Raw genomic sequence first — 20,672 nt, 5'->3', positions numbered from 1 at the left:
CTGTGTCGGGTGCTGCTCGGAGTGGGCTGCCGAGGTGGAGGTGCCGTGTCGGAGCGCGAGGGTGCCCAGGGGGTGCCGGCCCGGGAGCACGCGGCCGTGCTGGACCGGCTGCGTGCCCTGGAGGAGGCGGCCGACCGGATCGGTGCGACCCTCGGCGTGGACTCCGTCTGCCGCGAGACGGTGGCCTTCCTCCGGGACCGTCTGTGCGACGCGGCGGCCGTCGACCTGCTCCCCGAACCTGTGGACCTGGGGGACCAGCGGCCGGAGGCGGCCCCGCCGGCCGCCCCGTCCACGGCCCGCCGCGCGGCCCAGGTCGGGCCTGAGGACCTCCTGGACCACACCGACACCTCGCGCACCGTCTCCGTCCCGCTCGCCGCGCACGGCCTGCTCCACGGCACCCTGCTCGCCGCCCGCGCCGAGGGCCCCTTCACCGCGCACGAGCGCGCCACGCTCCGGACCGCTGCACAGATGGCCGCGACCCACCTCGGGCACGCCCGCCGGCTGGCGGCGACCGAGGAGACCGCCCTGCACCTGCAGCGCGCGCTGGTCGCCGAGCCCGGCCGCCCCCATCCGAACCTGGAGATCGCCGGCCGCTACCTCCCGTCCGGCCCGCGGACCCTCGTGGGCGGCGACTGGTTCGAGACGGTACGGCTCCACTTCGGCCGCAGCCTGCTCGTCGTCGGCGACGTCATGGGCCACGGTCTCGACGCCGCCGTGGACATGAACGCGTACCGCTCCGCGCTGCGCGAGGTCGCCTCAACCGATCTGCCTCCGCACCGGGTGCTGCGCCAGCTCGACACCGTCGTCGCCGAGGACCGCGCCCGGCGCCCCGCCACCTGCCTGCTGGTACGGGTCGACCCGACACGCGGCGCGGCCGGCTTCGCGAGCGCCGGGCACCTCCCGCCGGTCGTCTTCACGGCCGACGGCTCCGCCGACATCGTGGAGGTCCCGGTGGGTCCACCGCTGGGCACCGGCTTCGGCGGCTACGAACTCGGCACCCGTGAACTCGCCGCCTCCGAGACGCTCCTGCTGTTCACCGACGGCCTGGTGGAGCGGCGGGGCGAGGACATCGACGTCTCCCTGGAGCGGCTGGCAGCCCTCCGCATGCGGCCGGGGGCCGCGCCGGAGGAGGTGGTCGAGGAAGTGCTGCGCCGGCTCGACGCCCGCCACGCCGAGGACGACGTGGCCGTCCTGGCCGCCCGGATCCGCGACCGTGGCCCCGTCCCCGGCCTCCGACCCGACGCCCGCCCCACCCCATTTCCCTGATTTCTCTGGCTCCGTACCGTCCCCGGGGACGCCCCGGTACGGCCCCGTTCGCGCCCTCGTGCGCCCCTCGGTGCGTACATGCGCGCCTACGGCGCGAATTGCTCGGTCAACCGCCTTGTGCGAATCCCCCGGTGAGCGGCACGATCCGGGTATGAACACAGCCCGGCACGCCAGTGAACGGCTGATGAGCTGGCCGTCGCTGATCGCCGACCGCGCCCATTGCGGTGCGGAGCTCGGACTGCGCACCACCACGCAGGAGATCGTGCACTTCCACGGCGAGCACGAAGCCGACGTCCACCTCACCCGCTCCATGATCGCCAAACTGCGCCCGGCACTGATCGGGTCCACCGCGGTGCGACTCCGCGCGGGGTCGGGCTGGGTGACGGTGCGTCTGGACATGGGGTCGGACATCGACCTGCTCGCCACCCTGGTGAGCGCCGCGCTCCAGGCGTCCACCGCTGCCCTCCCGGGCGGCGCGGACGCCGGAGCTCCGGACCACTGCACCCGTGAGACCGGCCGTACCGCGACACGGCGCGCGGTGGGCCGCCCCTGACGCACCTGCCCGGCGCTTCGAGGCCCCCATGGCCGCCTGACGCCCCTGCCGTCCTCGTCGCCCGTTCCGTCCTTGCCGGGCGGGCGGGCGGCTGGCAGTCTGGCGCATGTGATCGACTCGCCCGCCGTCGCCGACCCGCTCGTCCCGTTCACCGAGCACCGGCGGCTCCTGTTCGCCACCGCGTACCGCATGCTCGGCAGCGTGGCCGACGCCGAGGACGTCCTGCAGGACGCCTGGCTGCAGTGGGACGGGGCCGACCGCTCCGCCGTGCGCAACCCCCGCGCCTATCTCGTACGGACCGTCACCAACCTCTCGCTCAACCGGCTGACGTCGGCCCGCGCCACCCGTGAGGCGTACGTGGGCCCCTGGCTGCCCGAGCCGCTGCTCACCACGCCCGACATCGCCGAGGAGACCGAGCTCGCCGAGACGGTCTCCACCGCCATGCTGGTCGTCCTGGAGAGCCTGAGCCCGCTCGAACGCGCCGTCTTCCTGCTGCGCGAGGTCTTCGGCTACAGCCACGCCGAGATCGCGACGGCCCTGGAGCGCAGCGAGGCCACGGTCCGTCAGACCGCCCACCGGGCGCGGGAGCACGTCCAGGCCCGCCGCCCCCGTTACGACGCCGACACCGCCCGCCGACGCGAGGCGACGGACCGTTTCCTCGCGGCCTGCTCGGGCGGCGACCTCAACGCCATGATGGAACTCCTCGCCCCCGACGTCACCGTCTGGTCCGACGGCGGCGGCAAGGTCACGGCCGCCCGCCGGCCGCTGCACGGCGTGGACGCGGTCGCCCGCTGGATCGTCGGCATCTTCGCCAAGCCCGAGAGCCAGGGAATCACGCTGCGCCCCGCGCACATCAACGGGGAGGAGGGCGTGCTGGCCTTCATGGGAGACGTACCGATCGGGGCGCTCACCTTCGACGTGGTCGACGGGCTCTTCGTGAACCTGCGCTTCCAGGTGAACCCCGACAAGCTCACCGGTCTGGACCCGGAGCGCGCGCTCTGAATCCGGGTCGGCCCGCACACGCCTGACGACACGTGGCGTGACCCGACGTGCCGCCGTCGACACCCGTTCGGCGGCACGTCGGAGACGTCGGGCCCGTGGGCGGGTACTCGACCGAACATGCCGCATTCCTCCGATCCCGGCCCTGGTCCCGAGCCCGGTCCCGGTCGCCGTCCCGGTCCCGAGCCCGCGCACGGACACTGGTTCCACCGGCTCCACGTGCGCGTCGTGACCTCGGTCGTCGGGCTGGCCTGGAACCGCGGCCGGGAAATGGAGTTGATGCACCGGGCGATGGGCTTCGCGGCGCTCAGCCTGCTCACCCTCGTCCCGCTCCTCATCGTGGTCGCGGCCGCCGACCTGGCCAGCGGTCAGGGCTTCGCACGCTGGCTGGTGCAGGGGCTCGGCGTGTCCGAGGTGTCCCAGGAGGAGGTCGAGCAGCTCTTCGGCAAGCCCGGTCAGGCACTGCAACGGACCACCGCGTTCGGTCTCGCCGCGCTCGCCGCGTTCGGCGTCACCTTCGGTTCCGCGGTGCAGACCGGGTACGAGCGGGCCTGGGATCTGCCCACCGCCCGCTGGCACACGATGTGGCGGCACGTCGTCTGGCTCGCGGTGCTCGTTGCCGCGCTGCTGCTCTTCGTCAACGCGCCCCAGCCGGAGGAGTCCTCCGCGCCGCTCACGCTCCTGGTGGCCCTGGCCGACCTCGTCGGCACGTTCCTGTTCTTCTGGTGGTCGCAGCGGTTCCTGCTGTGCGGGCGCATCCGCTGGCGCGCGCTGATGCCGGGGGCGGTCGGCACCGCGCTGGGACTGCTGGGGCTGCGGGTGTTCTCGCAGTTCGTCTTCTCCCCGCTGATCGCGTCGAACGCGGTCACGTACGGGCAGTTCGGCACTGTGCTCGTGCTGCAGTCCTGGCTGGTGGGCGTGGGGTTCGTCGTCTACGGCGGCGCGCTCGTGGGGCGGCTGTTCCACGAGCGACGGGTGATGCGGCGCATGGACCTGGAACCGCTCGACTGGGAGTGACGCGAGCGCAGGCCCCGGCCCGAGTCGATCACACGATTCGGTGATCCGTGCCGGGGCGGGCGGATCACGGCCGCCCGGTCGGGAGGATGGGCCGGAGACCCGTCGAGAGAGAGCTGACCCCATGGCGAAGACCTGGCTGCCGCCCGCCGAGTACATCGCGACGTTGCCGAGAGCCACGGCGTACGCGTGCCTGTACTTCACCGACACCGCGGGCCGGCCGTTCCAGCTGCGCTCGGTGTACGGCTCGGAGGCCTGGCAGTGGCCCGGTGGGAACATGGACCCCGGCGAGACGCCCTGGGAGACGGCCGTGCGCGAGTGCCACGAGGAGACCGGGATCGCCTACGACGGCGAGCCGCGGCTGCTCGGAGCGCACTTCCTCGCGCCTTGCGGCGAGGACTGGCCCGCCAATCACATCGGCTTCATCTTCGACGGCGGGATGCTCGACGACGAGCAGATCGCGGCCGTCGTCCTGGACCCCGAGGAGCACACCGAGTACCGGGTGTGCACGCTCGCCGAGTGGGAGCGCGAGATGACCCCGCGGAACTTCCAGCGGCTCGCGCACATCGACCGGGCGCGGCGGGAGGGCGCGGCCGTGTACCTGGAGACGGCCGCGTTCATCTGACTGAGGGCAAGGGCAAGGGCAAGGGCATGGGACGGGCCCGGCCGTCGGCGGCCGGGCCCGCGTCGATGTCCTCCTTGCTCCCCGGTCAGACAGGGCAGCCGTGCGGGTGCCTGACGTCCAGGACGAAGCGCTCCGGGGAGTGCAGCGTGAACGTCTTGTACACGGGTTTGGCCTGGAACGCGGTACCGAAGGTGACGACGCCCTCGAAGTCACCGGTGAACGCGAGGCCCTTCAGTACGGGCAGATGGATCTTGAGGAGCCGCGGCCCCTTGTAGACGGACTGACCGGCGTCATTGTGGGCGGCGGCGGGGGAGAGCTTGATCTCCAGGAAGTACTTCCCGGCGAGCGGAACCTTGTTCCCCGAACCGTCGTACCGCAGCACCTTCACCGGCTTCACGGTGACGGGCGGCATCTTGCCCTTCACGTCGATGACCAGCCGGTCGAAGGAGCCGTGCCCGCCCCACCGGGCGTTGACCACGAGGGCGGTCGACGGCACGGTGGCGGGGGACTGCGGTGCGGAAGCGGTGGCCGGGATGGTGGCGCCGATCCCGGCGGCGAGAAGAATGCCCGCGGCGGCCGCCGCGAGGCCCTGGCGGTGGAACATGACGCCCCCGATTCCTGCTGCTGTGGGGACAGTGGTGTCACTGGTGAAGACATCCACCAGAACCATACGGTTCCGGTTGATTTGTGCGAAAGGGGACGATTTCTTCGAATTCACCACCAGTGTGAAGCAAACAAAGTGTTCACATCGAATCGTTGACACTGCTCCGTGTGTCAGCCCATTCTGGACGCATGACATCGACACCGGAGCCGTCCGCCGACCTGTCCGCCGACTCGTCCGCGGATCCGTTCACCCCCGCGCACCCCGAACAGGCCCGCGCGCAACGCGTCCACGCCTCGCTGTTCCGCATCGCCGAGCGGCATGCCGCCACCGACGCGCAGCGCCGCCGCCAGACGCATCCGTCGATGCTCGGCCCGCACGAGGCCGTACGGCTGGTGTCGTTCCTGCTCAGCGGTGCCACGCTGCCGGTCGAGGATGAGCCCGAGGTGGATCGCGCCGACATCACTGCCGCGCTCAGCCTCGTACCGCTCGTGCGCGGCGAGATGGACGAACTGGAGGCCGGGCTGCTGCAGATGGCCCGGGGGCGGGGGATGACCTGGCCCGAGATCGCCTTCGGCCTCGGGCTCGGCACGCCGCAGGCGGCCCGCCAGCGCTACGAGCGCCTCGTCAGCCGGACCGGGTCGCCCGACGAGGACGGGGCTCCGCACGCGTGACGTCGCCCGCGTCCAGCCCGTCGGTACGGTCCCGCAGCCAGCCGAGGAGCCGCGCGACGCGCTCGTCCCGCTCCGGCGGCCGGGGGCCGAGGAGGTAGTAACTCGTGCCGTCCGGGCGGAAACCGAAGGGCGCGGCGAGCTGCCCGCGCTCCAGGTCGTCGCGCACCAGCGCGTACGGCCCGATCGCGACCCCGACGCCGGCCGCCGCGGCCTGCAGCGTCAGGTAGAAGTGCTCGAAGGTCTGCTCGCCCGCGCTCCCGCCCTGGGCCCCGGCCTCGCTCGTATCGCCCGCGGCCCGCCGCCAGTCCTCCCACGCGCCGGGCCGTGTCCGGGTGTGCAACAGCGGCAGTCGCTCGACGGAGGCGGCGAGATCGGGGCGGCAGACCGGGCCGATCCGCTCGGCGAACAGCAGCGTCCGGCTCACCTCCGGCGGGACCGGGAAATCGTCCCGGCGGATCGCCACGTCGACTCCGCCGCGGTCGAACGAGACGGGCCCGCCGCCCGCGGACAGCAGCACCGTCACGTCCGGGACGCTCGCTGTCAGGTCGGGCAGCCGGGGGATCAGCCACCGCATCAGCAGCGTCGGTTCGCACGACAGCGTCAGCGGACCGCCCGCGCCGCGCCGCGACACCTGCCCGGCCGCCGCGTCGATCTGGTCGAGCGCGTCCCGGACCACGGCCGCCAGCTGGCGCGCCTCGGGCGTGGGGCGCAGCGTGCGTGCTCCGCGCTCGAACAGGGTCACCCCGAGCGCCCGCTCCAGGTTCTGGATCTGCCGGCTCACGGCCCCGTGCGTGACGTGCAGCTCCTGCGCGGCGGCGGTCATGCTCGCGTGCCGCACCGTGGCCTCGAAGGGCAGCAGCGTGTTCGGCGGGGGCAGATCGGGCCAGCGCGGCATGTGTGAATTCTACTCACGGGACATGTGAGAACGAATCGTTTGTCCTGCGGGTTTCCCCTGCACCAGACTCGATTCCGTCACAACAGCCAGCACCACCGCACCCGACTCCCTGGAGGAACAGGCATGGCCATCGCCATCCTGGCCGACGACCTCACCAGCGCCGGGGACGGCGCCGCCCCCTTCCGCCGCACCGGCCACGACGCCCGGATCCTGTTCGCCACCCCTGCCGCGCCGTCCGCCTCCGGCGCTGCCGCTCCCGGCCCCGACGTCACCGCGATCGACCTCGGCACCCGGATCCTCGACGAGGCCACCGCCGCCGACCGCACGCGCCGGGCCGCCCGCGCCTGCGCGGACGCCACGCTGCTCCTCAAGACCGTCGACTCCACCCTGCGCGGCCACGTCGCCGCCGAGATCCGGGCCGCGCGGGAGGGCTCCGGCCGCCGCGCCGTCGTCGTCGCCCCGGCGTTCCCGGCGGAGGGCCGTACGACCGTCGGCTCCGTCCAGTACGTGCGGGGCGTCCCGGTCCACGAGAGCGAGTTCGCCCGCGACCCGGTCCACCCGGTCACCCGCTCCGACCTGACCGCCGTCCTGCCGGGATCCGTGCCGGTCGCGCCCGGCGAGGTCGCCGGCCGGCTGCCGGAACTGATCCGCCACGGCGGCCTGTTCGTCTGCTCCGCCGGCACCGACGCCGACCTCGACCGGATCGTCGCCGCCGTGCCCCGTCCCGACGCGGTGCTGTGGGTCGGCTCCCCGGGCCTCGCCGCCGCCCTCGCCCGCCGCTGCGCCGGCCCCGGAGCCCTGGGCGCCGCCGCCGCCCCGCCGCCGCCCGCCCGACGCCCCCTGGTCGTCGTGGGCAGCGCCAATCCGGCCACCCGCCGCCAACTCGCCCGGCTCCGCGCGGAGACGGACGCGGACGGCGTCACCGTGACCTCCACCGCCGCCGGCACCGCCGCCTCGCTGCGCCGCCTGACCGCCCCCGTCCTGACCCTCTCCACCCCCGACACCCGCGTCCCGGCCGCGACCGCGCGCGCCCTCGCCGAGATCATGGCTGCCGCCGTACGGACCCTGGCCGCTGAAGGCGTCGTCGACGCGCTCGTCGTCACCGGCGGAGAGACGGCCGCCACCGTGCTCCACGCCCTCGACGGCACCGGCCTCGACCTCGTCGACGAACCGGAGCCGGGCGTCGCCCGCGGCACGCTGCTCGGCGGCCCCGCCCCGCTCCCCGTCCTCGTCAAGGCCGGCGGCTTCGGCGACGACGACACGCTCGTGCGGCTGAGCCGCCTGACCCTCGGGACGGTGGACGCATCGTGAAGCCGATCGCCCTCACGATGGGGGACCCCTGCGGCATCGGCCCCGAGATCGTCCTGAAGGCCTGCGCCGACCCCGCCCGTACGCCCTGCCCGGTCGTCGTCGTCGGCGACCCCGGGGTCCTCGCCCGCGCCGACCGGGCCGTGCGCACCGGGATCGCCCTCCGCCCGATCGCCTCGATCGACGAGGCGGCGTACGAGCCCGGCACCGTCGACGTGCTCCATGAGGACGCACTGCCCGACGACCTGCCGTGGGGCGCCCTCGACGCCCGCGCCGGCGCCGCCTCGTACCGGTACGTGCACCGCGCGGTCGAACTCGCCCTGAGCGGCGCCGTACGGGCCATGGTGACCGCGCCGATCAACAAGGAGGCGCTCCGCCTCGCGGGCATCCCGCACCCCGGGCACACCGAGATCCTCGCGGAGCTCTCCGACACCGACGACTTCGCCATGATGATGGCCACCGACGAGCTGCGGGTCGTCCTCGTCACCGTGCACCAGTCGCTGCGCACCGCCATCGACGCGCTCACCCCGGCCCGCGAACTCGACATCATCCGGCTCACCGACCGCACCCTGCGCCACGCCGGCCTGCCCGCCCCGCGCATCGCCGTCGCCGGGCTCAACCCGCACGCGGGCGAGAACGGCCTCTTCGGCCGTGAGGACCTCGACATCATCGCCCCCGCCGTCGCCGCCGCCCGCGCCGAGGGCATTCAGGCCGACGGCCCACTGCCCGCCGACACGGTCTTCATGCGGGCCCGCGCCGGCGAGTTCGACGCGGTCGTCGCGCAGTACCACGACCAGGGCCTGATCCCGGTCAAGTACCTCGGACTCCAGCACGGCGTGAACATCACCATCGGCCTGCCCTTCGTCCGCACGAGCGTCGACCACGGAACCGCCTTCGACCTCGCCGGGACCGGCGCCGCCGACCACGCAGCCCTGCTCACCGCGCTGCGCCACGCCGACGCGCTCGCGGCCCCCGCCGCCCCGCGCTCCTGAAAGGACCCGCACCACCGTGGACTTCATCTTCATGCTGACCCGCGACGACCGAACCGTCACGGACTGCCTCGACGTCCTGGACGACATCGCCGGCCTCGGCATCACCCACATCGGCTTCAAGGACGTCGGCGTCGACGCGGACACCCTCGCCCGCCTGCACACCCGCATCCGCGCCCTGGGGGCCACCAGCTACCTCGAGGTCGTCAGCACCGACCGCGCGCAGGCGCTCGCGTCCGTCCGGACCGCCGTCGAGCTCGGCGTCGACCAACTCCTCGGCGGCACCTGGATCGACGACACCCTGCCGCTGCTGCGCGGCACCGGCATCGCCTACCTGCCGTTCGCCGGCGAACCCCTCGGTCACCCCACCCGGCTCGCCGGTGGCCCCGACCGGATCGCCGCGGACTGCCGGCGCGCCGAGGCGGCCGGCTGCGCGGGCGTGGACCTGCTGGCGTACCGAGCCACCGACGCGGACCCCCTGGACCTGGTCCGGGCGGCCCGCGCCGCCACCGGGGGCCGCCTCGTCGTCGCGGGCTCCATCGCGAGCACCGAACGCATCCGGGCGCTCGCCGACGCCGGAGCGGACGCCTTCACCATCGGCTCGGCGGCCTTCGACGGCTCACTGCGCCCCCGGGCCGGCACCCTCCGCGCCCAGCTCGCCCCCGTCCTCGAGGCGGTGCGTGCCCCCGTACGGTGACGTGCTCAGCGGCTGACGCAGCGGAAGCCGAGGTGGCAGGCGGCGGTGGTCTCGGCCTCCGCGAGGCGAGCGGCCGGCCGGAAGTGGTGGCAGGACCGAGGGGCGCACAGATGCGAGCCGCCCTTGACCACCCGGTGCGCGTGGCGGGCCACGGCGCTGCGGGAACCTTCCGCCGCGCCGTCGGCGTCCGGCACGCGGCACGGGTGGGCGGAGCGTGCCGCCAGCTCGGCCGCGGCCGGGTCCGAGGTCCACTCCCACACGTTGCCGACCATGTCGTGCAGCCCGAGGCCGTTGCGGTCGTAGGCGCCGACCGGTGAGGTGCCGTGAGGCGCGGCGCGCCGCCAGGGGAAGTCGCCGTGCCAGGTGTTGGCCATCCGGCGGCCGTGCGGGGCGAGCTCGTCGCCCCAGGGGTACGCCGTGCCGGCCAGCCCGCCGCGGGCCGCGAACTCCCACTCCGCCTCGGTCGGAAGCTGCTTGCCCGCCCAGGCCGAGTACGCCGTCGCGTCCGTGTAGGTGACATGGGTGACGGGATGGTCGGCGCGGTCCTCCAGGGAGGAGGCCGGGCCCTGCGGGTGGCGCCAGTCGGCGCCGGGGACGTAGGTCCACCACCGGTTGCGGTCGTCGAGGGGCACCGGGCCGTCCGTCGGCCGGAAGACGTACGAGCCGGGGATCCGGGGCGGCGCGGGCGGGGCGGACGGCCTTTCGGAGGCGGTGACGTGACCGGTCGCCAGGACGAAGGCCGCGTACTCCGCGTTCGTCACCGGCCGGATGTCCATGAAGAAGCCCGCGACGGAGACCGGCCGGACGGGCCGTTCCTCCGGATGAAAGTTCTCGCTGCCCATGGCGAAGGTCCCTCCCGGAACCCACACCATGCCGTCGGGCACCGCCCGCACCCCGTGAATTTCCAGCCCCTCAGTCATGCCGTTCACCTTAACCACAGAAAGGGCAATACGGTCATATAGCCCGTTCAGTGATCTACGCGTCGCAGTGGCGTCGCCCGCGGCTGGATGTGCGGGTGATGAGCTGCGTGGGCATCGTGATGCTGTCGGGGTTGTTGTGACCGATTCCTTCGATGGCGTCGATGAGGAGTTGGACGACGGCGGTGCCGATGCGGCGGGGTTTGAGGGAGAGGGTGGTGATGGGGGGTTCGGTGGTGGCGTAGACGGTGGATTCGCTGCAGCAGACGAGGAGGAGGTCGTCGGGGACGCGGAGTCCGTAGCGTCGGGCGGCGGCGAGGAGGTCGGTGCCGTTGGGGTCGAAGAGTCCGTAGACGGCGTCGGGTCGGTCGGGTCGGGCGAGGAGTCGGTCGGCGGCGACGGCTCCGGCGCAGGGGTCGTGGGCGGGGTAGGCCTCGTAGACGGGGTCCTGTCCGACGCGTCGGCACCAGTGGAGGTAGGCCTGGGTGGAGAGTCGGGTGTAGGTGTCGGTGGTGGTGCCGGTGAGGAGGCCGATGCGGCGGGCGCCGGCGTCGGCGAGGTGGTCGAGGAGGTCGAGGACGGCGGCTTCGTGGTCGTTGTCGACCCAGGCGATGACGGGGAGGGTGCCGGCGGGGCGTCCGTCGGAGACGACGGGGAGGCCTTGTCGGACGAGTTCGGTGACGACGGGGTCGTGGTCGGAGGGGTCGATGACGACGGTGCCGTCGAGGGCGACGTTGGACCAGACGTCGTGTCGGCTGGTGGCGGGGAGGATGACCAGGGCGTATCCGCGGGCGAGTGCGGCGGATGTGGCGGCTCTGGCCATTTCGGCGAAGTAGGCGAATTCGGTGAAGGTGAAAGGTTCATCCCCGTAGGTGGTGACGGTCAGGCCGATGAGGCCGGACTTTCCGGTACGGAGGGTGCGGGCCGCCGCTGATGGGCGGTAGCCCAGTCGGTCGGCGACTTCGCGGACGTGGCGGCGGGTGGCGTCCGGGAGCCGGCCCTTGCCGTTGAGCGCGTCGGAGACAGTCGTGATGGAGACCCCGGCGGCGGCGGCCACGTCCCGGATACCCGCCCTGACGCGTCGGTGAGCTGCAGTCGTCATGTTCACCTGATGGTAGGCCTGGACGGGGCCTCGATTCCCGGCCGGGGAACGGAGTTGACGCTTTTTCACATACCTTCCGGCCAATGATCGCCTGTGGCGCACGAGCCCCCGCGGCGGCCGCCCACGGTCGAGTGGATCACCGGTGCGGATGAAGGCGTACGTGACTCGGATGCCGCGCCGTCGGTGGCGTTTCGTCTGCCCGATTTCTGGCACTGTGTCGTGTTGTGTGCTTGATGTGGCACGGGAACGTTCCTAAGGGGTGCGCAGTGAACGCGGTGAAGCGGAGCCGGACGACGAGGACCGCCGCAGGAGTCTCGGCCGCAGTGCTCCTGCTGCTGACAGGGTGTGAGGTGCCGGGCGTCTACCGCCCCGCCCGCCCCGTTTCCGGCGGCCCGTACACCTTCTACGTGAGCCCCGACGGCGACGACGAGAACGACGGCCTGACGCCGGGGAAGCCCTGGCGGACCCTCGACCACGCGAACGACGTGCGCTTCAAGCCGGGCGACCGGCTGCGGCTCAAGGGCGGCGAACGGTTCCGCGGCACCCTCAGTCTCGAGAAGGGCGAGGCGGGCAGCGCGACCCGGCCCGTCGTGATCGACTCCTACGGCACCGGCCGCGCCACGATCGCGCCACGCGGCACCTCCGGCATCACCGTGCGCAACACGGCAGGGGTCGAGATCAGGAACCTGACCTTCGTCGGCGAACGCCGGCCCCGGCGCGAAGCCATGGGGATCGCCTTCCACAACAGCCTCCCGAACGCCCGGCGCCTCGACCACGTCCGGATCTCGAACGTCGAGGCGAGCGGCTTCGAGAACGGGATCAGCATCGGAGCGGGGAAGAACGGCGCGGGATTCAGCGACGTGCGGATCGCCGACACCTCCGTGCACCACAACCTCGAGGCCGGGCTCGCCTTCTTCGGCCCCGAGTTCGAGGCCGACGACCCCACCTACGCGCACGAGGGGCTGCGGATCGAGCGGGTGAAGGCGTACGGCAACACCGGCGACCCGACGAGCGACGAACGCAACACCGGCAGCGGGATCGCGCTCGGCAGCGTCCGGGACGCCAAGGTCATGCGCTCGGTGTCGCACGACAACGGCGCGAAGTCCGCCGCCGACGCCCTCGAAGGGCCCGAGGGCGTCTGGGTGTACGACTCCACCCGCGTCGTCCTGGAGAACAACAAGTCCTACCGCAACCGCACCGGCTCGCGGGTCGACGGCGGCGGCTTCGGACTCGACAACAACGTGTCGTCCTCCGTCATGCAGTACAACCTGGCCTACGGCAACGACGGGCCCGGATTCCTCGTCTACTCGGGGCAGCCGACCGGTGCGCACAGGAACAACACCGTGCGCTTCAACATGAGCTGGGACGACGCCCGGAAACTCCCCGAGTACGGCGGCATCGTCGCCTACGGCACCCGCATGAGGAACGTGGACATCTACCACAACACGGTGCTGATGCGGACCGCCGGACTGAAGTCCGCCGAGGAGGCGAACGACCGGCCGCCGGCGCTCCGGCTGCGCGACGGCATGACCGGCGTGCGCGTCCACAACAACATCTTCGTCACCGACGGCGGCCCGCTCGTCGAGGCCGATTCGTCCTACAGCCCCACCAAGCTCCGGCTCCAGGGCAACGACTACCACAGCACCGGCCGCTGGGCACTGTTGTGGGGCGCCAAGCGCTTCACCACCCTGGCGAGCTGGCGCACGGCGTCGCGCCAGGAGGTCCTCGACGGCGAACCGACCGGCTCCAGCGAGGACCCGTGCCTGACGGACGCGGCGGCGCCGGTGACCGACCGGGCCGGAGCGGGGAACCTCGTCCCGCGGTGCGTGTCCGAGCTGTCCGGCCTGCACGGCCCGGCGGCGTTCGGCGTCGACCCGGGGCCCGTCGACTACTTCGGCAACCGGCTGCGGAACTCTGTGACGATCGGGGCCGCGCAGGCGAAGGACAAGGACTGATCCGGGCGGGACACAGCGCCGCCGGACCGGAATCCGGGTGCCTGGGGTCGTGGTCCGCGCATAGCCTCTTGCGCGGACCACGACCCCAGGAGTGCACATGGCCCCCATCGCGCTGCCCCTCACCACCGACCGGCTGATCCTCCGCCTGTTCACGGCGGACGACATCGACGACATGTACGCGTACCAGGGCCTGGAGAGCGTCGCCCGCTACCTGTACCGGCCGCCGCGCACCCGCGAGCGCTGCGCGGAGGTCATCGACGGGTTCGCCGAGCCGGCCGGCTGGGCCGCGGACGGCGACAACCTCGTCCTCGCGGTGTGCCGCGCGGACGAGCCCGGCGTCATCGGCGAGATCGTCCTGAAGCTGGCGAGCGCGCACGCCCGGCAGGCGGAGATCGGCTGGACCCTCCACCCGGCGTACGAGGGCCGGGGGTACGCCACCGAAGCGGCCCGCGCCGCGGCCGCCGCGGCCTTCGACAGCCTGGGCGCGCACCGGATCTTCGCCCGGCTCGACGTCGAGAACACCGGCTCGGCGAGGGTGTGCGAGCGCCTCGGCATGCGGCGGGAGGCCCACCTCGTGGAGAACGACCTGGACGGCGAGCGCTGGGGCAGCGAGTACATTTACGCGGCGCTCGCGCACGAGCTCAAGCGCTGAGCGCACCCGGTGTCCCCGCACGGACGCCACCCCACACGCACGATCCAGGGGAGGAACCACATGTCCCGTCCGGTCACCGTCGTCACCGGAGGCAGCCGCGGCATCGGCGCCGCGACCTGCGTCCGCCTGGCCGCCGAAGGCCATGACCTCGTTCTCGGGTACGTCCGCGACGAGGCGGCCGCCGAGGCCACCGCCGCGGAGGTCCGCGCGGCGGGCGCCCGTTGCGCCACCGTCCGCGTCGACACGTCCGACGAGAAGGACGTGGAGCGGCTGTTCGACGTCGCCGCGGAGGAACTCGGGCCGGTCACCGGCCTGGTCAACAACGCCGGTGTGACCGGCCCGCTCGGTCGGCTCGCCGACGCCCGCACCGAGGACCTGCGCCGGGTCGTCGAGGTCAACCTGCTCGGCTACCTGCTGTGCTGCCGGCGGGCGGCCCGGGACATGGCGGCGCACGGCTCCGGAGCCATCGTCAACGTCTCGTCCGCCGCGGCCACGCTCGGCAGCCCGAACGAGTACGTCCACTACGCGGCGACCAAGGCGGCCACCGACGCCCTGACGGTCGGCCTGGCCAAGGAGCTGGGGCCGGACGGGATCCGGGTCAACGCGGTCGCCCCTGGCACCATCGAGACCGACATGCACGCGGCCATGGGCGACCCCGACCGGGCCGAGAAGTCGGCGGCGTTCACCCCCCTGGGGCGGCCGGGGAAGCCGGCGGAGATCGCAGCCGCCGTCGCCTGGCTGCTGTCGGCGGACGCCTCGTACACGACCGGCACGGTGCTGCGCGTCTCCGGCGGTCGTTGACGCGACCGGACGTTCCTGGCGACGCGGGCGTGACCGAATCGCCGCTCGGTAGTTGTTCTGGTCATGAAGAAGCGCAGCATGCTCGCCGTGGCGTCGTTCGCCGCCGGCGTCGTCACAGCCATCGTCAGCCCCTCTCCCGCCTCCGCCGACGTCGGCGCCGAAGGCCTCAGCTTCCCGCCGGACCCGACGGCCGTCGGGTCGATCGTGAACGAGACCGTCTCGACCATCGGTGGCAGTGAGCTCGCGGGACCGGCTGCGGGTGGCGGACTCCTCTCGCAGCACTGAACACCGGGCCACCGGAGAAGGGGCGACGACGGCCTACCGGCCATCGTCGCCCCTTCGTGCTTCCCGAACGGGCTCGGGGCGCGGGAAAGTCGGATGACCGGCGGGGCGCCCCCGCCTAGCCTCTGACCATGACGATCTCCGCGACGCCCGTTTACCCGCCCAAGCCCGTGCCAGGCGACCGCGTCGCCGTGCTCTCGCCCTCCGGCGGGCTCCCGGGAATCCTTCCGCTGCCGTTCGAGCTCGGACTGCGCCGGCTGCGCGAGGAGTTCGGGCTCGAACCCGTCGAGTACCCGACGACGCGGAAGCCGGACGCGACACCGCGGCAGCGGGCCGACGACATCCACGCCGCCTTCGCGGACCCGGAGATCAAAGCCGTGATCGCCTCCATCGGCGGCGAGGACCAGATCACCGTCCTGCGGCATCTCGACCGCGAGTTGCTGCGCGCGAACCCCAAGCCCTTCTTCGGGTTCAGCGACAACACCAATCTGCTCCTGGCCCTGCGGAACCTCGGCATCGTCGGCTACCACGGGGCCTGCGTGATGACCGAGCTGGGCCGCCCGCACGCGATGGACCCGATGACCGCCGACTCGCTCCGAGCCGCCCTCTTCACCTCCGGCCCGTACGAACTGCGCCCCGCGGAGCGGTACCGCGACATCGACCGAGACTGGGCCGATCCCGCCACCTTCGAGAGCGCGCCGCTGACGGAGCCGGGCGGAGGATGGATCTGGCACGGGCCCGCGCGGACCGTGGAGGGCCCGGCGTGGGGCGGCAACCTGGAGATCCTGTCCTGGATGCTGATGGCCGACCGGGAGATCGCCCGCGACCCGGCGGCGTACGAGGGCGGAGTGCTGTTCCTGGAGACTTCGGAGGAACTCCCCGGCGCCGACGAGGTGTTCTGGATCCTGCGGAACATGGGCGAGCGGGGACTGCTCGCCCGGTTCCCCGCCCTGCTGATGGGCCGCGCGAAGGCGTGGTCCTTCGAGCGGCCGCACGACGCCGAGGGCCGACGGCGGTACGCGAGCGAGCAGCGCGAGGCGGTGCTGCGGGCGCTGGCGGCCTACGCGCCGGAGACTGTCGCCGTCTTCGACGTCGACCTCGGGCACACCGACCCGCAGGTGGTGATCCCGTACGGCGGCACGGTGCGGGTGGACGGGGTCGCGCGGCGGATCACCGTCACCTACTGACCGACGAGTGGCACACCGCCGTTGTCGGTGGCGGGGGATAGCGTCGTTCCCACGGTCCGGTCGTCGGGCCGTCACGGGGGAGGGGCGACGACATGAGCTTTCACATGCACCTGCGCGCGGTGCCGGCGGGGGAAGTCCGGGCAGACGCGGTCTGGTTGGAGACGTTCATGCGGGACGCGTGGGACGCCCACGCGGTCGAGTCCGCGGCAGGAGTCTCGACGTCGATCGAGAAGGACTTCGGCGTGGTGGGGCAGCTCCACTCGGCCGCGGTCTCGCTGGACGAGAGCGACGGCGGGAGCTGCGAACTGGCCGTGTACGGAGGGCGGGTCGTGGACGTGCTCGGGGGGCGAAGACCGCCGTTCGTGCTGCTCGGGCCCGAGGAGGTGCGCGAGGCCGCGGCGTTCCTGGACCGGGCCGACTTCGACGCGCTGTGGGCCATGATGGGAGCCAGGCTCGCCGGGCCGGGGTCGGGTACCGACGAGGACGAGCTGAGGCAGCACATACGCGGCCACCATGTCCGGTTGCAGGGGTTCTACCGGCGGGCCGCGGCGGCCGGGTACGAAGTCGTCAAGGCGTTCTGGTACTGACCGCGCGGAGGATGGAGCGGGGGGCCGGAAGGGGCGCGAGCGGAAAGGGAGTGCGGGGTGGCACGGGCTCGTGTTTGGATGCCCGGCGTGACTTCCGATCTTGATCCTGAGTGCCGCCGTGACCTGCTGGACCGTATCGAGCGCTACTACGACGCCGTACCGCGTTCCTCCGCCCGTGCCGAGGACTTCGGGCCGCTGACGCTGTTCGTGCAGGAGGGGGCGGGCTGGCCCTACTACGCGCGGCCCACGGTGAAGGCGGCAGCCGGGGCGACGGCCGACGACGTGGCGCGAGTCCGCGCGCGGCAGCGGGAACTGGGCGTGCCGGAGGCCTTCGAGTGGGTCGACGAGACCACCCCCGGCCTGCGTGCCGCCGTCGAGGGCGCCGGGCTCGTCGTCCACGCGCACCCGCTGATGGCGCTGGACCTCGACGCGCCCGCCGAGGCCGCGGAGCCGCCGCGTGCGGACGGTGTCGTCGTACGGCTGCTCGACGCGGACGATCCCGCGCTGCTCGGCGCGGTGACCGTCCCGCACCTCGCCTTCGCCGACCCCGGCACGCAGGTCGGCGCCGCCGGCGCGCCCGAACTGGCGGACCTGATGCGGCAGCACGCCGGCGACGGATCCGCGGACCGTGTCGCGGGCCGGATGACGGCCGGACTGACGCGGCTCGCCGCCGCTCTGGAGAACGACACGGTGCTCTGCGCGGGACAGCACCAACCGGTCGGCTCCGTCAGCGAGGTCGTCGGTGTCGGCACGCTGCCTGCCGCCCGCAGGCGCGGACTGGGGCTCGCCGTGACCTCGGCGCTGGTGGCGGACGCCCGGGAACGGGGCGTCCGCACGGTGTTCCTGTCCGCCGGTGACGAGGACGTCGCGCGGATCTACGCACGGCTCGGCTTCCGCCGGGTGGGTACCGCGCTCATCGCCGAGGCGGAGAGCGGCCCCGACGGCGAGTGACGCGCGGCGGGCCGTGGCAGGCGTCCGCCCCGCCGTCGCGAGGCCGGTCCGCAGGGACGGTGCGCGAGGACGGGGCAGGACGGGGCCCGCGGGCGCGGGTCTACGCCGAGGCGGCCGGCACGGCCGAGGCCAGCGCCGAGGCGGGCTCCGGCTCGCCGGCCGGCGACGCGATCGTGGCGCGCAGCGGCTCGTGGACCGCTGCGACCTGCGGCCGGTCCGCGGGGGCGGGACGGCCGAGGGCCTTGACGGTCCAGCCGGCGGCCCGCCACTCCTCGTGCGCCAGGGCGTTGCGCCCGTCGATCAGGATCGGATTGCGTACGACGCGGCCCAGCTTGACCGGGTCCACCTCGCGGTACTGGCCCCACTCGGTGAGGTGCAGCACGATCTCGGCGCCCTGGCAGGCGGTGAGCAGATCCGAGCTGCACCGCAGCTCCGGGTGGGCGATCCGCGCGTTGGCCGTGCCCTCCGGGTCGTGCACCCGGACGTCGGCCCCCTCGCGGTGCAGCGCCGCCGCGACGGCCAGCGCCGGCGAATCGCGCACGTCGTCGCTGTTCGGCTTGAACGTGGCGCCCAGCACGGTCACCCGGCGGCCGGTGAGGTCGCCGCCGACCATCTGACGGGCCAGCGTGACGGTGCGGGCCCGCTGACGCTTGTTGATGTCGTCGACCTGGTCGAGGAACGCGACCGCCGGCCCGACGCCCAGCTCCTGGGCGCGGGCGGTGAACGCCCGGATGTCCTTGGGCAGGCAGCCCCCGCCGAAGCCGAGACCGGCGTTGAGGAACCGCCGCCCGATCCGGGTGTCGTGGCCCAGCGCGTCGGCGAGCGTGACCACGTCCGCGCCCGCCGCGTCGCAGACCTCCGCCATCGCGTTGATGAAGGAGATCTTCGTGGCGAGGAAGGAGTTCGCCGCCACCTTCACCAGCTCCGCCGTGTTCGGGTCGGTGCTGATGTACGGAACGCCCGCCTCGATCATCGGGGCGTACACCCGGCGCAGCGTCTCGTCGGCGTGCTCGCTGACGACGCCGGCGACGAGCCGGTCCGGCCGCAGGGTGTCCTCGACCGCGAAGCCCTCGCGCAGGAACTCGGGGTTCCACGCGACCTCGGCCCGTACGCCCGCCGGCGCGAGTCCGGCGATACGGGACGTCAGACGTGCGGTGGTGCCCACCGGGACCGTGGACTTGCCGACCACCAGGCACGAGGCGGGAAGGTACGGCGCGAGGCCGTCCACCACGGCGTCCACGTACCGCAGATCGGCGGCCTGGGAGCCGGCCTGCTGCGGCGTGCCCACGCAGATGAAGTGGACCTCGCCGTGCGCCGCGGCCTCCCGCAGGCTGGTGGTGAACCGGAGCCGGCCGGAGGCGAGGGCCCGGGTCAGGACGTCGTCGAGTCCCGGTTCGTAGAAGGGGGGTCTGCCTTCGGCGAGGGCGGTGATCTTCTCGATGTCGACGTCGACGCCGAGGACGTCGTGCCCGATGTCGGCCATGCACGCGGCGTGCACAGCTCCCAGGTATCCCGTACCGATGACGGTCAACCGCATGCGGAATTCTCCTGTCTGAACGACGATGCTGATGAAGTGCGAGGAGTACAGGCGCCTCAGGGGGCGTAGCCGTACGGGTTCTGCTGCTGGAAGTTCCAGGCGTCGCGGCACATCGCGGCCACGTCGCGCCGCGCGGTCCAGCCCCACGCGGACTCGACCTTCGCCGGGTCGGCGACGAGTTCGGCGACGTCACCCGGCCGGCGCGCGGCGATCCGGTGCGGGATCGGCCGGCCGGAGACCTCCTCGAAGGTCTTCACGAGCTCCAGGACCGACGAACCGCGCCCGGTACCGAGGTTGAACACCCGCATGCCGGGTTCGTCGTCGATGTGGTCCAGGGCGGCCCGGTGACCCTCGGCGACGTCGACCACATGGATGTAGTCGCGCACCCCGGTGCCGTCCGGCGTCGGGTAGTCGTCGCCGAAGACGCTCAGTTCCTCACGGCGGCCCACCGCGATCTGGGCGAGGAACGGCATGATGTTGTTCGGGATGCCGCGCGGGTCCTCGCCGAGCAGCCCGGTGGGGTGGGCGCCCGCAGGGTTGAAGTACCGCAGCGCCAGTACCCGCAGCTCCGGCAGATTGCGGCACAGGTCCGCGAGGATCCGCTCGCAGGTCCACTTGGTCGTGGCGTACGGATTGGTGGGCGCGGCCGGGGACTCCTCGGTCAGCGGGACGACCGTGGCGTTGCCGTAGATCGAGCAGGACGACGAGAACACCAGCCGGTGCACACCGTGGTCGTGCATCGCGGAGACCAGCGCCGTGGTGCCGCCGACGTTGATGTCGTAGTACGTGAGCGGGATCTGCACCGACTCGCCGACGGCCTTCTTCGCGGCGAAGTGGATCACGGCGTCGATCTTGTGGCTCGCGAAGACCTTGTCCAGGGCCCGGCGGTCGCGTACGTCCGCGGTGTGGGCGGCGGCGATCGGACGGCCCGCGATCTTGGCGACGCGCTCGAGGGACTCGGGGGAGCTGTTGGAGTGGTCGTCGAGGACGACGACCTCATGGCCGGACCGGAGCAGCTCGACACAGGTGTGGCTGCCGATGAAACCGGCGCCGCCGGTCACCAGGACTGTCTGGGGCACG

General features: G+C 73.0%; 22 protein-coding genes. 16 read left to right on the top strand and 6 right to left on the bottom strand.

Annotation, left to right across the window (positions count from 1 at the left end):
* Positions 1-45: 45 nt before the first annotated feature.
* The 5 genes from R2D22_RS01945 to R2D22_RS01925 all read left to right on the top strand — a co-directional run bounded on the left by R2D22_RS01945 (position 46) and on the right by R2D22_RS01925 (position 4,457).
* Complete coding sequence (locus R2D22_RS01945; protein WP_318100564.1) at positions 46-1,266, top strand: PP2C family protein-serine/threonine phosphatase; 1,221 nt, start codon at positions 46-48, stop codon at positions 1,264-1,266.
* 151 nt (positions 1,267-1,417) lie between these two features.
* The gene (locus R2D22_RS01940) at positions 1,418-1,819 is read left to right on the top strand and encodes a luciferase domain-containing protein (protein WP_318100562.1); all 402 of its coding nucleotides are present in this window, start codon (positions 1,418-1,420) and stop codon (positions 1,817-1,819) included.
* Between the two features lie 108 nt (positions 1,820-1,927).
* Positions 1,928-2,821, top strand: a complete 894-nt coding sequence (locus tag R2D22_RS01935; RefSeq protein WP_318100561.1) for an RNA polymerase sigma-70 factor — start codon at positions 1,928-1,930, stop codon at positions 2,819-2,821.
* A 117-nt stretch (positions 2,822-2,938) separates the two neighbouring features.
* Entirely contained in the window at positions 2,939-3,835 is an 897-nt protein-coding gene (locus R2D22_RS01930) for a YhjD/YihY/BrkB family envelope integrity protein (protein WP_411976960.1), read from the top strand.
* Positions 3,836-3,956: 121 nt separating this feature from the next.
* Positions 3,957-4,457, top strand: coding sequence for an NUDIX hydrolase (locus tag R2D22_RS01925; RefSeq protein ID WP_318100558.1), 501 nt, complete (start codon positions 3,957-3,959; stop codon positions 4,455-4,457).
* Between the two features lie 85 nt (positions 4,458-4,542).
* On the opposite strand, the gene R2D22_RS01920 is transcribed toward R2D22_RS01925, so the two are convergent.
* Positions 4,543-5,061 carry an AMIN-like domain-containing (lipo)protein gene (locus R2D22_RS01920; protein ID WP_318100556.1) on the bottom strand — a complete coding sequence of 173 codons (519 nt, stop codon included), beginning with the start codon at positions 5,059-5,061 and terminating at the stop codon, positions 4,543-4,545.
* A gap of 188 nt (positions 5,062-5,249) precedes the next feature.
* Here R2D22_RS01920 and R2D22_RS01915 point away from each other — a divergent pair, with 188 nt between their 5' ends.
* Entirely contained in the window at positions 5,250-5,732 is a 483-nt protein-coding gene (locus R2D22_RS01915; RefSeq protein WP_318100554.1) for a DNA-binding protein, read from the top strand.
* Here the strand turns inward: R2D22_RS01915 and R2D22_RS01910 are convergent.
* Positions 5,686-6,627 (bottom strand): LysR substrate-binding domain-containing protein, encoded by a 942-nt coding sequence (locus tag R2D22_RS01910; protein WP_318100553.1) that lies wholly within the window; start codon positions 6,625-6,627, stop codon positions 5,686-5,688. The two genes, R2D22_RS01915 and R2D22_RS01910, sit on opposite strands and share 47 nt — an antisense overlap.
* Before the next feature lie 123 nt (positions 6,628-6,750).
* Between R2D22_RS01910 and R2D22_RS01905 the strand changes: the two genes are divergently transcribed.
* The 3 genes from R2D22_RS01905 to R2D22_RS01895 are packed head-to-tail and all read left to right on the top strand — an operon-like array spanning position 6,751 to position 9,621.
* The gene (locus R2D22_RS01905) at positions 6,751-7,938 is read left to right on the top strand and encodes a four-carbon acid sugar kinase family protein (RefSeq protein WP_318100551.1); all 1,188 of its coding nucleotides are present in this window, start codon (positions 6,751-6,753) and stop codon (positions 7,936-7,938) included.
* A complete protein-coding gene (pdxA, locus tag R2D22_RS01900; protein WP_318100549.1) occupies positions 7,935-8,927 on the top strand; it encodes a 4-hydroxythreonine-4-phosphate dehydrogenase PdxA in 993 nt (330 codons plus the stop codon). Before R2D22_RS01905 ends, pdxA begins: the two co-directional genes overlap by 4 nt.
* Before the next feature lie 16 nt (positions 8,928-8,943).
* On the top strand, positions 8,944-9,621 hold the full coding sequence (locus R2D22_RS01895) for a HisA/HisF-related TIM barrel protein (RefSeq protein WP_318100546.1): 678 nt from the start codon (positions 8,944-8,946) through the stop codon (positions 9,619-9,621).
* A gap of 5 nt (positions 9,622-9,626) precedes the next feature.
* On the opposite strand, the gene R2D22_RS01890 is transcribed toward R2D22_RS01895, so the two are convergent.
* Together R2D22_RS01890 and R2D22_RS01885 are read right to left on the bottom strand one after the other, a co-directional pair.
* A complete protein-coding gene (locus R2D22_RS01890) occupies positions 9,627-10,541 on the bottom strand; it encodes a formylglycine-generating enzyme family protein (protein WP_318100544.1) in 915 nt (304 codons plus the stop codon).
* A gap of 55 nt (positions 10,542-10,596) precedes the next feature.
* Complete coding sequence (locus tag R2D22_RS01885) at positions 10,597-11,640, bottom strand: LacI family DNA-binding transcriptional regulator (protein WP_318100542.1); 1,044 nt, start codon at positions 11,638-11,640, stop codon at positions 10,597-10,599.
* Between the two features lie 266 nt (positions 11,641-11,906).
* Here R2D22_RS01885 and R2D22_RS01880 point away from each other — a divergent pair, with 266 nt between their 5' ends.
* The 7 genes from R2D22_RS01880 to R2D22_RS01850 all read left to right on the top strand — a co-directional run bounded on the left by R2D22_RS01880 (position 11,907) and on the right by R2D22_RS01850 (position 18,055).
* Entirely contained in the window at positions 11,907-13,595 is a 1,689-nt protein-coding gene (locus R2D22_RS01880) for a right-handed parallel beta-helix repeat-containing protein (RefSeq protein ID WP_318100540.1), read from the top strand.
* Positions 13,596-13,692: 97 nt separating this feature from the next.
* Entirely contained in the window at positions 13,693-14,247 is a 555-nt protein-coding gene (locus R2D22_RS01875) for a GNAT family N-acetyltransferase (RefSeq protein WP_318100538.1), read from the top strand.
* A 60-nt stretch (positions 14,248-14,307) separates the two neighbouring features.
* Complete coding sequence (locus tag R2D22_RS01870) at positions 14,308-15,048, top strand: SDR family NAD(P)-dependent oxidoreductase (protein ID WP_318100536.1); 741 nt, start codon at positions 14,308-14,310, stop codon at positions 15,046-15,048.
* A gap of 63 nt (positions 15,049-15,111) precedes the next feature.
* On the top strand, positions 15,112-15,333 hold the full coding sequence (locus R2D22_RS01865; protein ID WP_318100534.1) for a hypothetical protein: 222 nt from the start codon (positions 15,112-15,114) through the stop codon (positions 15,331-15,333).
* Positions 15,334-15,461: 128 nt separating this feature from the next.
* Positions 15,462-16,517 carry a S66 family peptidase gene (locus R2D22_RS01860; protein ID WP_318100532.1) on the top strand — a complete coding sequence of 352 codons (1,056 nt, stop codon included), beginning with the start codon at positions 15,462-15,464 and terminating at the stop codon, positions 16,515-16,517.
* Positions 16,518-16,609: 92 nt separating this feature from the next.
* Positions 16,610-17,104, top strand: coding sequence for a DUF1877 family protein (locus R2D22_RS01855; protein WP_318100530.1), 495 nt, complete (start codon positions 16,610-16,612; stop codon positions 17,102-17,104).
* Between the two features lie 87 nt (positions 17,105-17,191).
* A complete protein-coding gene (locus tag R2D22_RS01850; RefSeq protein ID WP_318100527.1) occupies positions 17,192-18,055 on the top strand; it encodes a GNAT family N-acetyltransferase in 864 nt (287 codons plus the stop codon).
* 100 nt (positions 18,056-18,155) lie between these two features.
* Here R2D22_RS01850 and R2D22_RS01845 read toward each other — a convergent pair whose 3' ends face one another.
* Positions 18,156-19,592, bottom strand: coding sequence for a UDP-glucose dehydrogenase family protein (locus tag R2D22_RS01845; protein ID WP_318100524.1), 1,437 nt, complete (start codon positions 19,590-19,592; stop codon positions 18,156-18,158).
* A 56-nt stretch (positions 19,593-19,648) separates the two neighbouring features.
* Positions 19,649-20,671: a UDP-glucose 4-epimerase GalE gene (gene galE / locus R2D22_RS01840; protein ID WP_318100522.1), complete on the bottom strand. Its 1,023-nt coding sequence runs from the start codon at positions 20,669-20,671 to the stop codon at positions 19,649-19,651.
* Position 20,672: the final 1 nt, after the last annotated feature.

It is taken from the genome of Streptomyces sp. HUAS YS2 (assembly GCF_033343995.1).
GTDB lineage: Bacteria > Actinomycetota > Actinomycetes > Streptomycetales > Streptomycetaceae > Streptomyces > Streptomyces solicathayae.
The sequence above is the reverse complement of the archived record's forward strand: the minus strand, read 5'-3'. Positions and strand labels throughout refer to the sequence as shown.

Coding starts and splice junctions, on each gene's coding strand:
- R2D22_RS01940 (WP_318100562.1), top strand. CDS start 1,418: ATGAACACAGCCCGGCACGCCAGTGAACGGCTGATGAGCTGGCCGTCG.
- R2D22_RS01930 (WP_411976960.1), top strand. CDS start 2,939: ATGCCGCATTCCTCCGATCCCGGCCCTGGTCCCGAGCCCGGTCCCGGT.
- R2D22_RS01925 (WP_318100558.1), top strand. CDS start 3,957: ATGGCGAAGACCTGGCTGCCGCCCGCCGAGTACATCGCGACGTTGCCG.
- R2D22_RS01920 (WP_318100556.1), bottom strand. CDS start 5,061: ATGTTCCACCGCCAGGGCCTCGCGGCGGCCGCCGCGGGCATTCTTCTC.
- R2D22_RS01915 (WP_318100554.1), top strand. CDS start 5,250: ATGACATCGACACCGGAGCCGTCCGCCGACCTGTCCGCCGACTCGTCC.
- R2D22_RS01910 (WP_318100553.1), bottom strand. CDS start 6,627: ATGCCGCGCTGGCCCGATCTGCCCCCGCCGAACACGCTGCTGCCCTTC.
- R2D22_RS01905 (WP_318100551.1), top strand. CDS start 6,751: ATGGCCATCGCCATCCTGGCCGACGACCTCACCAGCGCCGGGGACGGC.
- R2D22_RS01890 (WP_318100544.1), bottom strand. CDS start 10,541: ATGACTGAGGGGCTGGAAATTCACGGGGTGCGGGCGGTGCCCGACGGC.
- R2D22_RS01885 (WP_318100542.1), bottom strand. CDS start 11,640: ATGACGACTGCAGCTCACCGACGCGTCAGGGCGGGTATCCGGGACGTG.
- R2D22_RS01875 (WP_318100538.1), top strand. CDS start 13,693: ATGGCCCCCATCGCGCTGCCCCTCACCACCGACCGGCTGATCCTCCGC.
- R2D22_RS01870 (WP_318100536.1), top strand. CDS start 14,308: ATGTCCCGTCCGGTCACCGTCGTCACCGGAGGCAGCCGCGGCATCGGC.
- R2D22_RS01865 (WP_318100534.1), top strand. CDS start 15,112: ATGAAGAAGCGCAGCATGCTCGCCGTGGCGTCGTTCGCCGCCGGCGTC.
- R2D22_RS01860 (WP_318100532.1), top strand. CDS start 15,462: ATGACGATCTCCGCGACGCCCGTTTACCCGCCCAAGCCCGTGCCAGGC.
- R2D22_RS01855 (WP_318100530.1), top strand. CDS start 16,610: ATGAGCTTTCACATGCACCTGCGCGCGGTGCCGGCGGGGGAAGTCCGG.
- R2D22_RS01845 (WP_318100524.1), bottom strand. CDS start 19,592: ATGCGGTTGACCGTCATCGGTACGGGATACCTGGGAGCTGTGCACGCC.